A 15,319-nucleotide genomic window follows, 5' to 3' on the forward strand; every position below is an offset into this window, starting at 1 on the left:
GCTCCTTTTATCAGATGTTATAAAGGTTGAAAGGGTGTTCGATCATCCATCGTTTTAAATGGCGTCTTTGGTTTTGACATAGCGGTTTTGTACTCTGGGTGATCTGCATCAAGCACATACGAATAGGTAGAAAGGTGATAAAGACTGCACCCCAGAAGCTTCGCAGCTTCAGTCTTCGACGTTGCAGCAATTAGATAGCGCCCTCTTGGGTCTTTCCAACAACGAGTCAATTCAAATACTTTCAGTGCTGCCATGGTGTCACCCCGTCTAAAGATTGTTTTGTTTCGATAGGGTTAGATTACTAAGACAAACTGGGGGGAGAAAATCGTGGTTAATGAAAACGGGGGGATGGGTTTTGATTGATTGGGGTTATTGATTGAACTGGATAACTTGAGGAACATACACCTCAGTAACACTTTCACACCTTACCCACTGAATTTCCCATGGATCAAATTCATCATCATCAGCGGGGCGCTCTGGCAGCAGGCCGAACAGTCTCTCTGGGAAATTCACACTCACAATGAACTTTCGCTCTCCTTCATAGACAGCATACATATTGCCGCCAAAAGCCGTATTGTCGAACTCAAAACGGGTCATCGCGCCTGCGAACCCAGAACAAGCGACAAATCCTCGGGCATAGGCTCACCTTTGATGTGCAGCAATGTTCGCTTTAATCGCCCTTTGAGTTGCAATATCCCTACGTGATCCGTGGATACCCGCATTGATTTAAGGCGCTGCGAGACTGGACTTCCTTCAATGATTTGTGAAAAGGCGTTAAGGTAGTTTTTGGTCAGCAATACAAAGACATCTCGTCCATCTAGGGTCTCATTCAGAACAGCAAGAGACCTACGTTTGTGTTGCCCTACCCACTCTTCGATGGAAGCATCATCACTCGGCATCTTTGATTCATAGGGAGCTAACTCATCACGCGCTGAAATCAAACCATAGTGGGCAGACAAAATAAGTACGTCAGCACAATCGCCACCCGCCCGACCTAGGTGCTTGTTAACCATATGATTGAGTGAATTGGGGTCGCAATACAGGTCTGCGGCCATCGCAGGAACTGCAAGCTTTTTTGCTGAACAGTTAATAATAACGACAGGCTTTTTCATGGTCATTCCTTGAATTTAAAGGGTGCAGACGATGACAGCCTGCACCTCACTGGTTAATGGACGGACTTATCCCAGTTCGTCAAGCCATTCCCTCGGTTATGCTTAAGATCGTCATTGAGCGCAGCAATCAAACCATCAGGGATCTCGATAGCATGTTGCTCCAAGACATTCGCAAAATGATCGAATGATTTTGGATGAACCAGAGTCGGATCGGTTTCATCCAAGTTGCTATACAGGGGAATATCTTCTCCGCCTAATTTCTCGATAACGAGAAAGAAGCCTTGCAATGGCCGATCATAGCCACAAAAAACCGAGTGCGTTTCGGTGGTGAACACATGTTGTGTCATGGGGTATCTCCTTACGGTACAGAGGCTAAATCATCAATGCGAAGGCCGTCATAAGCTGTACTGGAACTATCGGTACCATCATTGATTCCGATTTTCAGCCCATCATCATCATAAGAGAGCGACGTGACATAAAATTCACCCCCTATTAGATCGCTAAATTTAGACTTGTTGGTGACCTTGACTTTATCTCCTACCGTTAGTGGTCTGCCGTAGTCATATGTCCAATTTTCGTGCTCCCATACATACATGTTTCTCTCTCCTTTAATGTCTTTCTGAGACAACTCTGCCATTCTCGATCACGACAGAATCTTCGTTAACCACGGTATCGGTATAGCCATCAATGCGCACAGGGCGTTCATACCCTGCCTTTTCAAGCTCAACTTCGAGTTTGATGCGAGACTGCATAACACCATCCAATTTCGCGGCAAAATACTCTTTGTAATGGGGTTTCTCTTTCTGAAGTGCCTTGAGCTCTTGCTCATTCTCATATAACTCAGCGATGTGCAAACGGATTACGTTATATAGTGACATCATGTCCTTCTCCTTCAATTTCATTGAACTGGCTGACATCTTGGGTATTCAAAGCCGCGAGCGTTGTACCGCTCGGGAACGTCAACAGTCGATAGGCTTTATCCGAAAAGTAACGTTTGTAACGGTGAAAGTACTCTATCGCTTCTTGATCGCTGTCTTTCTCAAACAATGCCGGACCACGATCCCAACTCCAACTCCACAAGCCCTTTTTGGCTTCGTTGAATTCCGCTTTCACTTCCGCTGAGTCACATCGTTCAATCACATAAGCAGCCATGTCTTTCTCCTTACCACCTACATCAGCGTATCAATGTCAGGCAATGAATATGTGGATTAGAGGGGCTATTTTCGCCATCTAATCTGTTCAACCCCTTCAGCATCTCTTTAAAGAGACTGTCGCGTACTTAACGCAATGACCTTGCAATGTCTCCAATGAAACATGAACTACGCGCCTATTGAGGTAAGACTGATAGGGCAATCTCTTGTTGCCAATCAGGGTTTGACCACCCCCTAACCAGTTATAGAGTTGGTGTAGATTTCGAAATTGGAATGAGCAGTTAAAGCCCATTTCAGGTGACAAGCGAATGCCTTGATACTCACGCCACAATGACGTTGGAATGCTCTCAATCAGCTGTCGCAAGGGTGTCATAGGAGCAGGCTTTTCTGATGGCACCGCGCCACGAAGAACAAAGTCCATATGTGCTTTAGGATTCGTGCAGATGTGACGCGCTTGTTTACTCGTTAACTTCATACCTAGCCCTCTTAAATTCCAAGGGTCAAGAAGGCGATGGTCGACAATATGATGGCCATCAAGCAGATGCCCTCCAAATGCGCACAGATGCGATGCGCAATGTAGAGGTGAGGATAATGTGGTTTTAAAGTGTGCTTTATAAAATGTTGCCCGTTGATGACCCAATCGATGTCACGTCCTGTGATGTACTCAGTTCTCCACATAAGCAGACAGCTAAGCACAATCTTCACAGCAAAAACAGCAAGCATATCTAACACTAAGTAATCAAAGTACATAATGGTAACCCTCTCAATTTCGATAGGGTTAGATTACAAAACTGAAATGGGGGGAGCGACAAAGCCCCAGCCGAAACGGGGGGAGCAGCTTACTCCCCTATGCTTCTTTGTCATCGTCAATGACTGACAGTCAAACCACACGACTGGGCGAGTTAACTTGCTTCTGCCATTGGCCACGCCTGCTGTTCCAAAAAGGCGCTCAAATGAGATTTTATGGCTTGTAGAATGCGCTGATAATGCGGGTAGTCCACGGATTGCCCAATGATTTCTGAGGCGATGGTAGTACTGGAGATGTCATGGCTGAATGAATCTGGTATACCCATTAGATCGTTCATCAACTTCTCATCAGGCCACAAATATCGTCCATCTGGCGTTGAGATGACCACACTATCTTTACACATTCTAAGCTGACTTTTTAATATCGAAGGGCTGTGGGCCTTTTCTGGAGTGATCGTTCGTAACCTGCCACTCGCTGCACCTTTCTGAATACTGATTGAATGTGAAACATCCCTAAAGTCTTCTAACCTCGGTTCAATCAGACTCTCCCATACCCCGAGTTTTGCCTTACCTGTAGGGTCAGGAAACGCAAATTTTACCGGAAGTGACGTTGCAAAGTGATAAAAGCGCTTTCTCGATGTCCTGCCTTCATGTTCAAGCGGGTCGAGTGTTGCTTGGTAGGTCGTATAACCTAATCGACGTAATTGGAGATCCCAAACCTGCCCCAAAGCTGAACTTCCAAAACCGGGGACATTTTCGGTCAGAATCATAGGGAACTGAAGTCGTCGAATGAAATTCAGACAAGGGACAAGCATATCGAGCGTAGAGCTCAAATCTTCAAAGCTTTTGTCTTTGAGGGACTTTGATTTAGCGACCGAAAAATCATCACATTGAGGTGAAAGCGTCAATAGGGAACTGGGAGAGTGCCGAGTGAAGTGCGCTACCATCTCAGGAGATACTTCATAAATATCTTCATTAAAAAAGTGTTTTACACCAGTGACATTGTGAAGGAATGACAGCATGCCTGTTTCGGTAAAATCCTGTTTGTCTCGGCTTTCCTGTGGTCGGTAGTCAAGGGCTGACACTATCTCAAACCCCACCGATTGGGCTGCGTGAGCATCGACTCCCGAGGATAATGCACTAAAGACGGTAAACGGATTTTTGCTATTCAATAACTTTGTTATGCGTTCGGCGACAATATCCTTCACCTCTTTGACGATGATCTTCCCAAATGTCATTGTCAGGTGGACATAATCGCATGACTTATCAATGGTATTGAGTACAGCTTGTGAAGTGGATTCGATATAGCTTTCAAACGGGTTATTACGACGTCGTTTATACTCTCGCTCGTAAACCTTCTTGGTCGCCATCATTAACGGATTGCCAGTGGAAGTTGCAACTTCAATTGAATACCCGCCAGACTCCAATGGTTTCTCAATCAGCCGCGTACCGGGTTCAAAACCGATTGCGCGTAGGATATTGCTACTGTATTGAATCTTTCTTTTGCCATCAGCATACTTAGTGACCTTTCGTCGTTTCGTACAGATGGTTGGGACAGAGATAGAGAGAGTGCTCATCATCATTCACCTTCTTACATCGTTCTTATCAGTAAGGATTAAGATAGAGCCGTGAATTGGGGGGAGCGAGTCGACGGATCGCAAAACGGGGGGCATTAAACATCGAGGTGCTACTGCTCATTGCTGTACGCTGAATGTCTTAGCCTGAATCGCAACACCACTTCAAGCAAAGAAATTGACCTAACATCCCCTGGCGACAACTATAGCCCAAGTCAGTGTCCTTGAATGACAATAAAAGGACACATCGAACATGCCACCAGCGACGTGGCCTGGAGAAAAAAAAAGAGCCTTCTTATTCTGGCTGCGCTTCTAACTAAGTAGCAACGCCGTGTAATGGCCTACTTGCTCGACCGCACTCAAAGCAGCTTCGCGCCTAATGCTTCTTGAGTGTGATTCTCTTTGGCAACTTCCAGTGGCGTTCTGGCCGCTGCATGAAGACGGGCAAGCTCCTCGTTGTAAGCGTCAAACATGATTTCGTATCGTTTGATGTGGGCGCATTGCTCAGCATCGGTTGGGTGTAACGCATTGAAAACCTCAGAAACCGCTTGATGGCTTAGTGACTTATTGCCGAAGTCCTTATGATGGTCAAAATCAAATTTCGCTAGACCAACTGCGATAGCTCTATATTCTTTATTCAGCATAATGCCTCACTGTCAAAAAAGTACGTGGGGAAAATCATCAGCTCAAGCGCTGTGCAATTTTGGATAGATCAGAAAAAAGTCCTGACTCTTCAGTACAAATAGTGATAGTTAAGTCAGCCGTTCGGATTTTTCGTTGATCGCTGCGCGTAAGTTCACTAAACCGTTTCCCTTGAAATGATTCAAGGTGGCCATTAATTGGATAAACGTGCAGATCACTCACATACTCAATAACAGCTCTAATGAATCGATTTCCGTTTAAGATAACGGAACTACCATCTCGCTTGTCCATCATTGTTATGTTTGGGTTTATCCCGTAACTAAGAAGCAACAGCGACTCTTCTATATCTTCAGAAGTAGCAGTTTGCGAATCAGGAAAGCTCAGTTCGCCAAACTTGTGCCGTTCAACCATTAAGTTCACGACAGGTTTTATTTCTCTCGTCGGAAGGTATTTAATTGTCGCCATCGTCCTTGCCTCGTTAGTTAGCTTTTCAGCGCCGCTTCTTGAAGCTTCTCGTCATTGATAATTTCAAGCAGCAGTTCAGTAGTTAGTAAGCCACCAGCGGTTCTTAACCCCCGAGGTAGCGATGACTCCAATTTCTTTGCAAGATTATGAAACTTGCCGTTCTTTACAGGCTGGTGGCAAGCCTCAAATTGATGCTTTAGTCGAAGGTATTCAGCCATCGAGTGATAGTGCCCTTTTCTCTGTGCGATACGTGGGTCACGTTCTTTTAATTTCATGATTCGAACCTACCTTTGGTTAGTTGGTCGGCAGTCACAGAGACACAACCGAGATACACAGCTCTAAAAAACCAGCCAGTTTTCAGGTGCACCCAATATCCGAACTCACCATCCTTGTAGGTGAATTGGTACTTTGCAGGAAGACAGCCATTGCGACGATATATTTCAACACTACAAATCATCTGCTTAACTTTGCTGTTTCTCATAATGCTTTCGTTCTTGTTGTTAGAAATTGCTAAAGCGACATCGGGGATTTTCGCAAAAAGCGTAATCTTTCATATGAGGCTTTGGTGGAAACGAAGGGTACATTGCTTTTAATTTGTTCTCGCGACAACGTGGACAAAGATCACCTCGCTTAGAATGCGACACTTTTTGGCCGCGACGTCTCTTCGCTCCTTTGCCATCTCGATTAGACATGGTTGAGTCTCCTTGTATTTGTATCTCGGAAGTTATAAAAGCTTATGGTTCACGCTATCTACTCACTAACCCAAGCAGTGCCGAAGTTTCCAACCTTGCCGTGACCTTTGTGTGGTAGTGCCTTACCGCAATGGCAGTTCACCTTTTCAGATTCTTGCCACGGCAAATCATCAGCCTGTTGCTCGGTCAATTTCTCATCGCGACCACAAGTACATTTGACGTGAAGCTTTTCCATTAAGGTTTCTCCTGCGTCTCTCAATTCAATGTCTTTAAATGAAATGCCGCTTCTCTCGTAATCACGCTTTAGGTCTTCACCCTCGCTCAAAGTCATTGAGTTAACATTCACTTGTTGCCAGTTGTCATTTTTTAGAACCCACAGGTTAACTTTGCGTTCAGACATTGCCGATTTCCTTTTATCTCGTGACATACGTTCATAGTAGCGATCGTATTTGGGGGGAGCACGTCGTGCTATATACGAAACGGGGGGATCAAAAAGATGAGCGCTTTGCTTAGCGCTCATTCTTGTATATCGTTCATTGACATCGATAACCTGTCAGAAATGCAATAGGTTATAATCGCCTGCCAACATCTCATCCAGTACATTCTTAAGTACCATGAGGACTTCTAACTTTGGGTCGTCCTTGTCCACAAGGTGGAACTTTTCAATAAACACTGAAGCATGACTTCCACTGTTAAAGTCGATGTGCATGACGTACTCACGAGCATTGCCTGACGGTATGTGCTGCGACCAAACCTCTATAAGCTGGGGAAGGTGCACAACGGGAACGTCGACAAAGTTTAGCCATACACTAAAGCCTTCACTTCCATTAGGAGTCTTGTGCTCATTGAACACCAACAACTTTGCTTTGATAACCGCAAGATGTTTTTCTGTCCCCTTTTTAAAGCTTGATACCCCTTCAGCCATCACCTCTCGTGAATCGAAATCAGAGATGGACTCATCAGGTAGCGATTCAATCAATTGATTCAAGCGAAACGCGTCCTTAAACCAAGCCCAAAGCTCGTTGTACTCTTTTGATGGATGGCTCATAGGTCATTCTCCTACGCTCAGTAAAATGGACGCCAATTGGTCTTGAATCAGTGGCTCACACTCAGGATCTATCGATGACAATTGAACACCCTCACATGCGGCCAATACCTCGTTCGCAAGGACAGGTGTTTCTCCCGTCTGGGTACCTTTTACCATGGCAAAGAGATCATCGAGCGAAGTCTCTTGAACAAAATGTTGAACTTGATTAAAGGTAAGGTCGGAACCTTCTCTCTCATTGATCCAGAGTTGCAAATTTTCAATATGAATTAAACGCAATGACATTCTAGGTCTCTCCGTGTGGGGTATGGGGGTAGGTATTAATGATGCGCCCTATCGTTAAGACGCATGGTTAATACTTAGGCAGAGGCTTTTTCGATATAAGCTGACGCTTCTTCAAATGCGATGAGTAAGCGGCTGTTATCGTCATCTTTCTGACCATCACGGCGTACAAGATATTTAGCTGGTTGATGTTCGTAAATGCCTGTTATCTCACCACAACCTTTACCCATGCGGTTGTAGCCTATAGATATGACCGTACCCACCTCAAACGGAGGAACTGGATTGTACTGAGCAAACCACTCCTTGACCGCATTACGAAGGCGATAACTGACTTCACCGTTGATCAAAGACATATCTTCTACAAAATTTTTATCGACCGCCCAGCCCTCGTTATCCATTTCCTTAGACAATTCATACTCATCACAATCAAGTGACGCATGTTTCGCAATGTCATCCGCAAAAGACTCATGCTGACCGACTGGTATGTCAAAGGTGAACTTTCCCTCACTGAGTAGACTCATCACTGATTGTTTAATGAGCGAATCGTCGCACGTAGGTCGTGGTGGAATTTCGTTTCCTTGGGCGTCGTATAATGAATGTTTCATCGGGTTTTCTCCTATGGCACTGTGTCTGTTGAGCATATCGAACAGTAGAGGTTCGTTTTTGAATTAAGAGACGTTATTTCTTTCACTAACTCGAATTCGAATGCTCTGACATCAGAGTAAGGCTTCTGTTTGGGGGGAGAAAATGTGTGTTCAGCGATTCGGGGGGAGAAAAAAGGCGATGCGTCGTTGCAGTTAAACGCACCGCCAAAATAAACTACGACATCAATCTATGACTTTGAATTTCGGGGTTTAAAATCGGTCACTTGCACTTCAACCAGCGTTATTTTGTCTAAGTCGATCTCAACTATCTTTCCATCGATATAGGCTTTAACATTACTATCCGCTGCTTCTTCGTAGAACTCCAACATCAAGCCATAAATTGTGGTTCGGTTAAACTTCTTGCCATTACTATGAACCCACTCCAAGAACGCCCAAAAGACAGTGGCCTGCTCAATCGTCATGCTCTCTTCAATACGTGGCATAACTTCCTCTGCTTTGTACGTTCCACCAGCCTTCAAGGCTTGCATCACTCGATAATTGAGGTCATCAGTGATAAATCTTGTAATGTTTTTCAGGGTCATACATTTACCTCTTTTAATGTTATTTGATGAACACGACTAGCAAGGACAAGGCATGACGATAAGTTCATTACTTGAGAATGATTGGTGTAATGTCCATCAATGAGTTCTGCAAAATGCCAACCTCCACGCACCTGCCAAACCACGATGCGACCAATTTCAAAGCTCAATGGATTGTGTGGAATAGGGTCGCCTATATGATATTCACTGCGTTCAATGCGGCTTCGGTTGCTTGTGCGCACCACCTTAAACCCGAGTTCCTTCGCTGTTTCTACAGCGGCAATATCATCTCTCATCATCGTTTCTCCATGCGGCGCAGGGCGCGACGCTGTTTGATTCTTGCTCTAGCCAAAGCACGGTGGTCGAAGAACTGCTGAGCCAGTCGAAGTCGGTGTAGGACTTTAACTTCTAAAGGAGTCAACCAGAACTGCATCGGATTGCCGAAAAAAATTGCTGGGTTGCATTGCGTCTCTAGAAAATCTTTCCGACGACGCTCCCCTCTTGAACAGATACGGTCAATCAAGAGGTCAATCTTGATAAGTCCAAGACGCTCTGCGGTAACTTGAGCTTTGTGCTCTGAGAGTATCTGCAACATAGCTATCTCCTACCTTTTCAAAAGTCGCGCCGCCAACTGACAGCGCAGCCAGAATCAATAACGGACAATAAGCGCGTTAGGGTCTTGGTAACTGTGTCGTGATGGCGGGGCGTGCTCAAAACGTGTACCGCTATCAGACACCAGCACTAATCCATCGCCTGTAGCATGAAGGTGGAGCAAACTGTCACCACCCAAGTCGATGTGTAGCGCGGGGACGCCATGATTGATTTCACAGATAAACCCAAACGTGGGTTGCTCTTCCGTTTCTGGGTACATCTCTATGGAAGGCTGATTACCCAGTCGGGTCGTGACAACGTAAGGGACATCATCACCGTTCTTTTCAACTGGCGTGTCCTCAATAACTCGCCAATCCACCATTTTGTGTTCGTACTCGTAGCGAACGTTGTCCGATGGAGCAATAAGCGATCTCATTTTCACGCGAAGATTTTGAATTTGGTCGGGGGTCAGTTCTTCACCCATTTCGATATTCAATCCACCATCGCACTCTTGAGCCACATCCATGAACTCCCAACCTACAACGTCAAAGGGTGACCAAACGTTTTGATAGAAACTCGGTAGACAATCATTGGGAGCCACTGCGAGTCGGTTCGCTTGGTTGTCTTTTCCGTGCGTAACCGTCGCCACCTCACCCCCGCAATGGTTCGAAACGACTTCACCAATATCTTTCATGAATGCGGCATGTTGACCGCTTTCATCAAAGCATCCCAGTAACTCGGGTTTGATGAGTAGAGTAGCGACCAAGGTCGCCACATCTTCTGGAGTCAAATACTTCATGTTCCACTCCCCATTTACTCGACGATGAACGTCAGTTCGGTTTCAGTGATTTTTACTTTAAACGTCTTCCAAGAGTCGTCAGTTAGTGGCTCCTCTAGCATTTCTAAAGGAAGGTGTTCACCGAAATCGTCGCCACCTGCGATGTCTCTTGAGTTATCCCACCACAGCTCATCATCTAGCTTAGGGTCACACCCTTTTGCGTATTGAACGTTGTTCTGAAAGTCATTCGTTTTGTGGCTACCAACGGTTTGACCGAGATATAACCCCTGATCTTTAGCAAGGAAAAACTGAGGCTTATTGTGCTTCTTACAGAATTGGACAAGTTCTTCCACTTGCTTGCGACTAAAGATTGCGATTCCCATGATGATGCCCTTGTTTTGTGGATGTACTATCAGACTACGCAAGCAATTTGGGGGGAGAAAATCACGCTCAAGGAAAACGGGGGGAGAAGGAGGATGACCCTTTAGCGCTCAGTTCAAGGTCATTCAGGCTCAGTCAAAACAACCTTATTCGCTGTCAGTCTTGACTGTCGGGCAACGAAAATCGCCGACGATAGCACAGCAAACTCGCACCATCATCGACGCCTTGTCACTCAATGACATGTTATGCAGCGAAGCGTTCCCAATACTCAGCCTCACTGATGATCTCAACCCCTTTCGCGGTCGCAGCATCGAGCTTTTTCTGTCCAACTTTTTCACCACAGCACAAGATTTGGGTTTTCCCGTTCACGCTAGATTGGACATTTGCCCCTTTGGATTTCGCATCGGCTTTCATTTCATCGCGTGACCCGCTCATACTGCCTGTAAACACGATATGAATACCAGAAAGCGATCCTGTTCCATCGGCTGCGCTGTCTTGCTGGTGGGTTAAGTTGAAGTTGAGCGACAACAAGTGGGTTAATTGTGCCGCTCGCTCTTTCAGAGCTTTGGCAATACTCACTGACGTTATTGAGCCAAATCCATCAATGGCCTCAATCTGTTCTGCGCTAATGCCGTCTAAATCCGTGATCTTGTAATGTGCCAAGATTTTTGCACTGGCACTACGTCCCAATTTGGAGATACCTAACGCACCAAGCAGTAGATTATCAGCCAACGGCTCACGTCGTACTCGCGCTATCTCATCGACAAAATTCTTGCTTTGGCCTGCGCCAAACCCCGCGTTAATGAAATCTTGCTTATCCATTGTGAGAATGTGTTCAGCATGGGTATAACCCGCTTCCACGAGTTTTGAGACAGATTTTTCCCCAAACAAATCACACTGGATGGTACGGAAAAAGTGGCGTATCGCAGATTCACTTTGGGCTTCGCAGTGCAGATTCTCACACACCAAGAATGTCTGTGATTGATTTTGAGACGTTTGCTTCCAACTTAGCGGCTCATGGCAACACGGACAGTGGCTAGGAAGCTGGGCTTCTACAGGTGATGTGGTGTTTCGGTGAGTGGGGATCACTTCCCCAGAACGCACAATTTGAATCGTAGCACCTATGCCAATACCATGGTCACGGACATACGCGGCATGATGCCCTGACACCTTAGAAATCACCGCGCCACTGAGTTCGGTCGGCTCGATGAGAATGACCGGTGTAACGCGTCCTGAACGGCCTACTTGCCAATCAATACCTGTCACTAGAACGTCTTTGGTCTCACCGACTTCTTTTTTTGCCACTTGCCATAGGTGATGATGACTTGTATGCCCCATGGAAGCTCGAAGTTCGTCTCCCATGACCTCAATGACCGTGCCATCAATTGGATACACTGTCGTCGATTTTATCTCTGCCACCAGCTCTTGAAGAGAACCGACAAGTTGTGGTCCATCAACCACCACATGTGGCATATCTCTGTATAACACGAAGTGAATTGCACCATCGGTTAATGCTTGGCGTGCAAACTCACTGTAATTGTCGGAACTTGCGACGCCACTAACGAAGTTTCGAGGGTGTGCGAAATGCTCTGACAAATGTCGCTCGAAGTATTCGGTCGGCATGACAACCTCACCCACACCGTTTTCACTGTCATTTCCTTGAATGACCAAGCCATCTTGCAGTAGATGACTGATGCAATTGCCAAATGCGCCATCACCACGCGTGACTAATTGTTGCTCGGCAGCATTATAACGTCCTGCAATGCCATCAAGCTTTGCCATGACGCGATATTGCAGAGTTGTGGGATCTACTGACAGCTCTCTAGCCGCTTTTTCACAGCGAGCGACAAATGCCTTCACCTCATCTTCTGTGTACGCTTTTTCTGTCGATAACATCGGGCTTGGATGAGCAACACGACCTTTACTACCTTGCAAGGTACTCTGAGGGGACACAATGAGCGGATGGTCTGGTAGGCGCTGAGCAAGGGCTGGCATATACACTTGGTCAAAGCATTCATCGCTCACCATCGGCTCACCTTGGCGATATTGAACATTGAGGTGCGTACAAAGTGCTCCCAGCTCCGCGTTGCTTAATGTCGCTACCTCTTTCAACAATAACTCTTTCATTTATATCTTCCTTTTTGCCGTTGATAGACCTTTAGAGTACTGATTGAAAAAGGGGGGAGACACTGAGTGGAAAGGAAATCGGGGGGAGTTATTTCAGCAAATTAACTTGCGTTGAAGGTGTGAATAAAACTCAGAGCTTTTAAAGACAATTCTGTGTAGGAGGCCGTCTGCTCCATCGCCTTGAGTTCTGGAAATGCGTTGCTAAGAAACTCAAGAATATGCGTTTGCTCTAGATGTACGTCATTAATTTCATAAACGAAAAACTGAATATCACGGCAAGACAATGGGATCTCTTCTATCGCCTCCTCTGGAGAGTGAATCGCAGAAATAAGACCTTCGCGGAACGCTGTTTCGTCGTTATCCCATGTGATGGTACGGAAATATTCCAGCACGTCTTCATCATCGGTATCGTGCTCTATCACGCCATGATAGCCAATCTCTACTTCATAGAAGGGCGTTACACAAGAGTCATCGTGGTCACAATCTTCGCAAGTACATACCTCGTCCAACCCGAGCGACAGAATCAACACATTGAATGTATGTAATGGTCTGTGAGCAATCCCAATCACTTTCTGCCCATTGGCGGTAAGTTGTTTGTGGTTCGAAATCGCGTACTCAAATGCGTCTTTTATGTTCATACTTTCCGTCCATGATAATGAACTGTGCAACGAAGAACGTCTTATGCAGTCTCCTCAACCCAATTCATTGCAATGGCAAGATGGTCTTCTCTGGCGAGGTTATAGACTTTTACACCGTAGTTTGCAGCGATTCTCAGTGCTTGGCCTGTACCGCCACTGCTCCTCTGGCGACCATCTAAACTGCCATCTGGCGTCCAACACAATATGAAATCCACTGGCGTTCTGGTGTCTTGGCCAAGTACCTGAAATGTATTTCTGCTCATCATGAGTTTGGCGGTCGGTTTAAGGTGTCGCCATGCCTTGTGGTATCGAGAGGCAATGTTACTACCTAGTTTTTGGTCGCCCACAATGAGACCAGATTCGGTGGTATGCCGCCCGTTAAAGCCGTCAAAGGGCAAAAAGATCTGTTTGCTTCCACCGAAGCGATCACAACCTTTTTCGAATGCGGCATCTGCCCCCACCGCCGCGCCACTTCGCAAGCAAAAACCACGGGAAGCCAATTTATAGCCCAAGATGTCCATCAAATTTTGGATGTCATCGGGTGTTTTTCGCGCTCCAATTCCTGCGTAACACTTGGTCATATCATGCTCCATCATAAAAAAGATAAACACAGCGTAATCAATCCAGATGGGGGGAGAAAGCCGGTTATCACCAAATCAGCGGCAACCAGTCACCTCCTCTCATTCAGCTCACTCTCATGCTTTGACTCTGAAGAAATACTTCCAGCCCTGGCATAGTCCCTGGTGAATAAACTGAGATTGGGATCATAACTGATGGTCTTGGAATGACACTGAGAGATTGCAGTCTGGCTGTCTTTGCATCACTAATGTCTTCAATGCCCAACCAAGACAACCAGATACACATAGACCCTAGACTTCATTGAAGCCAAGGGTCGACAATCGCAGCAAGTATCGTAGAACTAACTGTTAAGCCATTGTTCGAACGTTTTGAGAGGCAGTCCCGTCGTACAGTCGTTGCCCTTGCCATCATTAGCACATCGCAAATAGATCTGATACTCGGTATGGTTATCTCCTCGCGTCTGAGTCTTCCAACTCTCGCTTGGTTGTTGAGGTTGCTTGTTCATGCCTGAGTCCTTAGTTGATGATGTAACCATAGGTATTGCACCCTAATTACTGTTAAAACGCCTTTGGGCTTGCTTGGCTTTCTTCAGGCAGCTTTCCCAAGATAGTCTCTTATCTTTTTGGCGGTACTGTTTTGCCAGCGTTTCAATTTGCTTCTCTTTGTCTGATTTAAACATATTTCAATCCTTGATGGTTTTGTTAGAAAACGAGCCCAGATACGACTCTAGCTGATGGCGCATCGAGTGAATCAGCTATTTCTCTACTTGGATACTTATCTCACTAAAGGCTTTCTCAAGCTGATTCCTTAGATGTTCCTTATCCAAGTTACTCAGTTCAATGGACTCATCCCAGAGCTTGTTTTCGATTGAAGATAAAATCTCAGTAAAAGTGCCATTTGGAATTACTGGTGCTGTATCCATCGTGGTTCTCCTTTCTTTCCGTTCTAGTTGATGCTTAGTGGTTAGGGCATTGCCATTCAATGGTTAGTTTTGGCTTGATGATGCGCCCTATTTTCTCTCCCAAATACATGTCATTGCAGTTTTTAAAGAACCACAGTTCACAGTCAATTCGGTATGTAGCGGGTATATCCCAATCGAGATCAAACAAATCAATGGCAGTACCAACCAACTCAAACCGCATTGGAGATCCACACAAGGTAGGAAATTCATCATGAATAACACTGCAAGTAGAGTTTCCAGTGGAAAGATAGATGTAACCTTTATGCTTTGAGCCGCCCTCTGGATACATATGACCCCAAGTGTCTTGCATGACGTTGTTTTTCTTAGTTGCTGCGTTGCAGTCTACAATTCCGCCCATGTTAGTCTCCGCC

The 15,319-nt window shown here is 45.7% G+C and carries 29 protein-coding genes; all 29 read right to left on the bottom strand.

The annotated features are described in order from the left end of the window. Positions 1-17: 17 nt before the first annotated feature. The gene (locus J4N45_RS10405) at positions 18-254 is read right to left on the bottom strand and encodes a hypothetical protein (RefSeq protein WP_252011338.1); all 237 of its coding nucleotides are present in this window, start codon (positions 252-254) and stop codon (positions 18-20) included. 115 nt (positions 255-369) lie between these two features. Then, on the bottom strand, positions 370-597 hold the full coding sequence (locus J4N45_RS10410) for a hypothetical protein (protein ID WP_252011339.1): 228 nt from the start codon (positions 595-597) through the stop codon (positions 370-372). After that, positions 594-1,112 (bottom strand): DUF6884 domain-containing protein, encoded by a 519-nt coding sequence (locus J4N45_RS10415; protein ID WP_252011340.1) that lies wholly within the window; start codon positions 1,110-1,112, stop codon positions 594-596. The genes J4N45_RS10410 and J4N45_RS10415 overlap by 4 nt, the downstream gene beginning before the upstream one ends. 53 nt (positions 1,113-1,165) lie before the next feature. Next, on the bottom strand, positions 1,166-1,459 hold the full coding sequence (locus J4N45_RS10420) for a hypothetical protein (RefSeq protein ID WP_252011341.1): 294 nt from the start codon (positions 1,457-1,459) through the stop codon (positions 1,166-1,168). Positions 1,460-1,470: 11 nt separating this feature from the next. Continuing rightward, positions 1,471-1,707 carry a hypothetical protein gene (locus J4N45_RS10425; RefSeq protein WP_252011342.1) on the bottom strand — a complete coding sequence of 79 codons (237 nt, stop codon included), beginning with the start codon at positions 1,705-1,707 and terminating at the stop codon, positions 1,471-1,473. A 13-nt stretch (positions 1,708-1,720) separates the two neighbouring features. Next, positions 1,721-1,993 (bottom strand): hypothetical protein, encoded by a 273-nt coding sequence (locus J4N45_RS10430; RefSeq protein WP_252011343.1) that lies wholly within the window; start codon positions 1,991-1,993, stop codon positions 1,721-1,723. Then, complete coding sequence (locus J4N45_RS10435) at positions 1,977-2,264, bottom strand: hypothetical protein (protein WP_252011344.1); 288 nt, start codon at positions 2,262-2,264, stop codon at positions 1,977-1,979. The genes J4N45_RS10430 and J4N45_RS10435 overlap by 17 nt, the downstream gene beginning before the upstream one ends. 96 nt (positions 2,265-2,360) lie before the next feature. After that, the gene (locus tag J4N45_RS10440) at positions 2,361-2,738 is read right to left on the bottom strand and encodes a hypothetical protein (RefSeq protein WP_252011345.1); all 378 of its coding nucleotides are present in this window, start codon (positions 2,736-2,738) and stop codon (positions 2,361-2,363) included. A 427-nt stretch (positions 2,739-3,165) separates the two neighbouring features. Further along, a complete protein-coding gene (locus tag J4N45_RS10445; RefSeq protein WP_252011346.1) occupies positions 3,166-4,587 on the bottom strand; it encodes a DNA cytosine methyltransferase in 1,422 nt (473 codons plus the stop codon). Between the two features lie 356 nt (positions 4,588-4,943). Beyond that, a complete protein-coding gene (locus tag J4N45_RS10450; RefSeq protein WP_252011347.1) occupies positions 4,944-5,228 on the bottom strand; it encodes a hypothetical protein in 285 nt (94 codons plus the stop codon). A gap of 37 nt (positions 5,229-5,265) precedes the next feature. Further along, a complete protein-coding gene (locus J4N45_RS10455; protein WP_252011348.1) occupies positions 5,266-5,691 on the bottom strand; it encodes a hypothetical protein in 426 nt (141 codons plus the stop codon). Positions 5,692-5,708: 17 nt separating this feature from the next. Then, positions 5,709-5,966: a hypothetical protein gene (locus tag J4N45_RS10460; RefSeq protein ID WP_252011349.1), complete on the bottom strand. Its 258-nt coding sequence runs from the start codon at positions 5,964-5,966 to the stop codon at positions 5,709-5,711. After that, positions 5,963-6,172 (bottom strand): hypothetical protein, encoded by a 210-nt coding sequence (locus tag J4N45_RS10465; RefSeq protein ID WP_252011350.1) that lies wholly within the window; start codon positions 6,170-6,172, stop codon positions 5,963-5,965. Before J4N45_RS10465 ends, J4N45_RS10460 begins: the two co-directional genes overlap by 4 nt. A 269-nt stretch (positions 6,173-6,441) precedes the next feature. Continuing rightward, positions 6,442-6,783, bottom strand: a complete 342-nt coding sequence (locus J4N45_RS10470) for a hypothetical protein (RefSeq protein ID WP_252011351.1) — start codon at positions 6,781-6,783, stop codon at positions 6,442-6,444. Positions 6,784-6,936: 153 nt separating this feature from the next. After that, entirely contained in the window at positions 6,937-7,431 is a 495-nt protein-coding gene (locus J4N45_RS10475; protein WP_252011352.1) for a hypothetical protein, read from the bottom strand. A 3-nt stretch (positions 7,432-7,434) separates the two neighbouring features. Next, entirely contained in the window at positions 7,435-7,713 is a 279-nt protein-coding gene (locus J4N45_RS10480) for a hypothetical protein (protein WP_252011353.1), read from the bottom strand. Positions 7,714-7,787: 74 nt separating this feature from the next. Then, positions 7,788-8,315, bottom strand: coding sequence for a hypothetical protein (locus tag J4N45_RS10485; RefSeq protein ID WP_252011354.1), 528 nt, complete (start codon positions 8,313-8,315; stop codon positions 7,788-7,790). Between the two features lie 227 nt (positions 8,316-8,542). Next, the gene (locus J4N45_RS10490) at positions 8,543-8,896 is read right to left on the bottom strand and encodes a hypothetical protein (protein ID WP_252011355.1); all 354 of its coding nucleotides are present in this window, start codon (positions 8,894-8,896) and stop codon (positions 8,543-8,545) included. Then, positions 8,893-9,192, bottom strand: coding sequence for a hypothetical protein (locus J4N45_RS10495; protein ID WP_252011356.1), 300 nt, complete (start codon positions 9,190-9,192; stop codon positions 8,893-8,895). The genes J4N45_RS10490 and J4N45_RS10495 overlap by 4 nt, the downstream gene beginning before the upstream one ends. Beyond that, positions 9,189-9,488 (bottom strand): hypothetical protein, encoded by a 300-nt coding sequence (locus J4N45_RS10500; RefSeq protein ID WP_252011357.1) that lies wholly within the window; start codon positions 9,486-9,488, stop codon positions 9,189-9,191. The genes J4N45_RS10495 and J4N45_RS10500 overlap by 4 nt, the downstream gene beginning before the upstream one ends. Before the next feature lie 54 nt (positions 9,489-9,542). After that, positions 9,543-10,283: a hypothetical protein gene (locus tag J4N45_RS10505; protein WP_252011358.1), complete on the bottom strand. Its 741-nt coding sequence runs from the start codon at positions 10,281-10,283 to the stop codon at positions 9,543-9,545. A gap of 14 nt (positions 10,284-10,297) precedes the next feature. Then, a complete protein-coding gene (locus tag J4N45_RS10510) occupies positions 10,298-10,645 on the bottom strand; it encodes a DUF3085 domain-containing protein (RefSeq protein WP_252011359.1) in 348 nt (115 codons plus the stop codon). 241 nt (positions 10,646-10,886) lie between these two features. After that, on the bottom strand, positions 10,887-12,770 hold the full coding sequence (locus J4N45_RS10515) for a BRCT domain-containing protein (protein ID WP_252011360.1): 1,884 nt from the start codon (positions 12,768-12,770) through the stop codon (positions 10,887-10,889). 101 nt (positions 12,771-12,871) lie between these two features. Beyond that, the gene (locus J4N45_RS10520) at positions 12,872-13,408 is read right to left on the bottom strand and encodes a hypothetical protein (protein ID WP_252011361.1); all 537 of its coding nucleotides are present in this window, start codon (positions 13,406-13,408) and stop codon (positions 12,872-12,874) included. Between the two features lie 41 nt (positions 13,409-13,449). After that, positions 13,450-13,989, bottom strand: coding sequence for an LOG family protein (locus J4N45_RS10525; RefSeq protein ID WP_252011362.1), 540 nt, complete (start codon positions 13,987-13,989; stop codon positions 13,450-13,452). 338 nt (positions 13,990-14,327) lie between these two features. Next, the gene (locus tag J4N45_RS10530) at positions 14,328-14,492 is read right to left on the bottom strand and encodes a hypothetical protein (RefSeq protein WP_252011363.1); all 165 of its coding nucleotides are present in this window, start codon (positions 14,490-14,492) and stop codon (positions 14,328-14,330) included. Between the two features lie 42 nt (positions 14,493-14,534). Then, positions 14,535-14,666 (bottom strand): hypothetical protein, encoded by a 132-nt coding sequence (locus J4N45_RS27205; RefSeq protein ID WP_286036866.1) that lies wholly within the window; start codon positions 14,664-14,666, stop codon positions 14,535-14,537. Positions 14,667-14,741: 75 nt separating this feature from the next. After that, complete coding sequence (locus tag J4N45_RS10535) at positions 14,742-14,909, bottom strand: hypothetical protein (RefSeq protein WP_252011364.1); 168 nt, start codon at positions 14,907-14,909, stop codon at positions 14,742-14,744. Positions 14,910-14,943: 34 nt separating this feature from the next. Then, positions 14,944-15,306 (bottom strand): hypothetical protein, encoded by a 363-nt coding sequence (locus J4N45_RS10540; RefSeq protein WP_252011365.1) that lies wholly within the window; start codon positions 15,304-15,306, stop codon positions 14,944-14,946. Between the last annotated feature and the right edge of the window lie 13 nt (positions 15,307-15,319).

This window comes from Vibrio sp. SCSIO 43140 (assembly GCF_023716585.1).
GTDB lineage: Bacteria > Pseudomonadota > Gammaproteobacteria > Enterobacterales > Vibrionaceae > Vibrio > Vibrio maritimus_B.

Coding starts and splice junctions, on each gene's coding strand:
- J4N45_RS10445 (WP_252011346.1), bottom strand. CDS start 4,587: ATGAGCACTCTCTCTATCTCTGTCCCAACCATCTGTACGAAACGACGA.
- J4N45_RS10480 (WP_252011353.1), bottom strand. CDS start 7,713: ATGTCATTGCGTTTAATTCATATTGAAAATTTGCAACTCTGGATCAAT.
- J4N45_RS10540 (WP_252011365.1), bottom strand. CDS start 15,306: ATGGGCGGAATTGTAGACTGCAACGCAGCAACTAAGAAAAACAACGTC.
- J4N45_RS10420 (WP_252011341.1), bottom strand. CDS start 1,459: ATGACACAACATGTGTTCACCACCGAAACGCACTCGGTTTTTTGTGGC.
- J4N45_RS10490 (WP_252011355.1), bottom strand. CDS start 8,896: ATGACCCTGAAAAACATTACAAGATTTATCACTGATGACCTCAATTAT.
- J4N45_RS10520 (WP_252011361.1), bottom strand. CDS start 13,408: ATGAACATAAAAGACGCATTTGAGTACGCGATTTCGAACCACAAACAA.
- J4N45_RS10465 (WP_252011350.1), bottom strand. CDS start 6,172: ATGAGAAACAGCAAAGTTAAGCAGATGATTTGTAGTGTTGAAATATAT.
- J4N45_RS10405 (WP_252011338.1), bottom strand. CDS start 254: ATGGCAGCACTGAAAGTATTTGAATTGACTCGTTGTTGGAAAGACCCA.
- J4N45_RS10460 (WP_252011349.1), bottom strand. CDS start 5,966: ATGAAATTAAAAGAACGTGACCCACGTATCGCACAGAGAAAAGGGCAC.
- J4N45_RS27205 (WP_286036866.1), bottom strand. CDS start 14,666: ATGTTTAAATCAGACAAAGAGAAGCAAATTGAAACGCTGGCAAAACAG.
- J4N45_RS10425 (WP_252011342.1), bottom strand. CDS start 1,707: ATGTATGTATGGGAGCACGAAAATTGGACATATGACTACGGCAGACCA.
- J4N45_RS10530 (WP_252011363.1), bottom strand. CDS start 14,492: ATGAACAAGCAACCTCAACAACCAAGCGAGAGTTGGAAGACTCAGACG.
- J4N45_RS10470 (WP_252011351.1), bottom strand. CDS start 6,783: ATGTCTGAACGCAAAGTTAACCTGTGGGTTCTAAAAAATGACAACTGG.
- J4N45_RS10515 (WP_252011360.1), bottom strand. CDS start 12,770: ATGAAAGAGTTATTGTTGAAAGAGGTAGCGACATTAAGCAACGCGGAG.
- J4N45_RS10495 (WP_252011356.1), bottom strand. CDS start 9,192: ATGATGAGAGATGATATTGCCGCTGTAGAAACAGCGAAGGAACTCGGG.
- J4N45_RS10440 (WP_252011345.1), bottom strand. CDS start 2,738: ATGAAGTTAACGAGTAAACAAGCGCGTCACATCTGCACGAATCCTAAA.
- J4N45_RS10535 (WP_252011364.1), bottom strand. CDS start 14,909: ATGGATACAGCACCAGTAATTCCAAATGGCACTTTTACTGAGATTTTA.
- J4N45_RS10485 (WP_252011354.1), bottom strand. CDS start 8,315: ATGAAACATTCATTATACGACGCCCAAGGAAACGAAATTCCACCACGA.
- J4N45_RS10435 (WP_252011344.1), bottom strand. CDS start 2,264: ATGGCTGCTTATGTGATTGAACGATGTGACTCAGCGGAAGTGAAAGCG.
- J4N45_RS10450 (WP_252011347.1), bottom strand. CDS start 5,228: ATGCTGAATAAAGAATATAGAGCTATCGCAGTTGGTCTAGCGAAATTT.
- J4N45_RS10475 (WP_252011352.1), bottom strand. CDS start 7,431: ATGAGCCATCCATCAAAAGAGTACAACGAGCTTTGGGCTTGGTTTAAG.
- J4N45_RS10415 (WP_252011340.1), bottom strand. CDS start 1,112: ATGAAAAAGCCTGTCGTTATTATTAACTGTTCAGCAAAAAAGCTTGCA.
- J4N45_RS10500 (WP_252011357.1), bottom strand. CDS start 9,488: ATGTTGCAGATACTCTCAGAGCACAAAGCTCAAGTTACCGCAGAGCGT.
- J4N45_RS10455 (WP_252011348.1), bottom strand. CDS start 5,691: ATGGCGACAATTAAATACCTTCCGACGAGAGAAATAAAACCTGTCGTG.
- J4N45_RS10510 (WP_252011359.1), bottom strand. CDS start 10,645: ATGGGAATCGCAATCTTTAGTCGCAAGCAAGTGGAAGAACTTGTCCAA.
- J4N45_RS10430 (WP_252011343.1), bottom strand. CDS start 1,993: ATGATGTCACTATATAACGTAATCCGTTTGCACATCGCTGAGTTATAT.
- J4N45_RS10410 (WP_252011339.1), bottom strand. CDS start 597: ATGACCCGTTTTGAGTTCGACAATACGGCTTTTGGCGGCAATATGTAT.
- J4N45_RS10525 (WP_252011362.1), bottom strand. CDS start 13,989: ATGACCAAGTGTTACGCAGGAATTGGAGCGCGAAAAACACCCGATGAC.
- J4N45_RS10505 (WP_252011358.1), bottom strand. CDS start 10,283: ATGAAGTATTTGACTCCAGAAGATGTGGCGACCTTGGTCGCTACTCTA.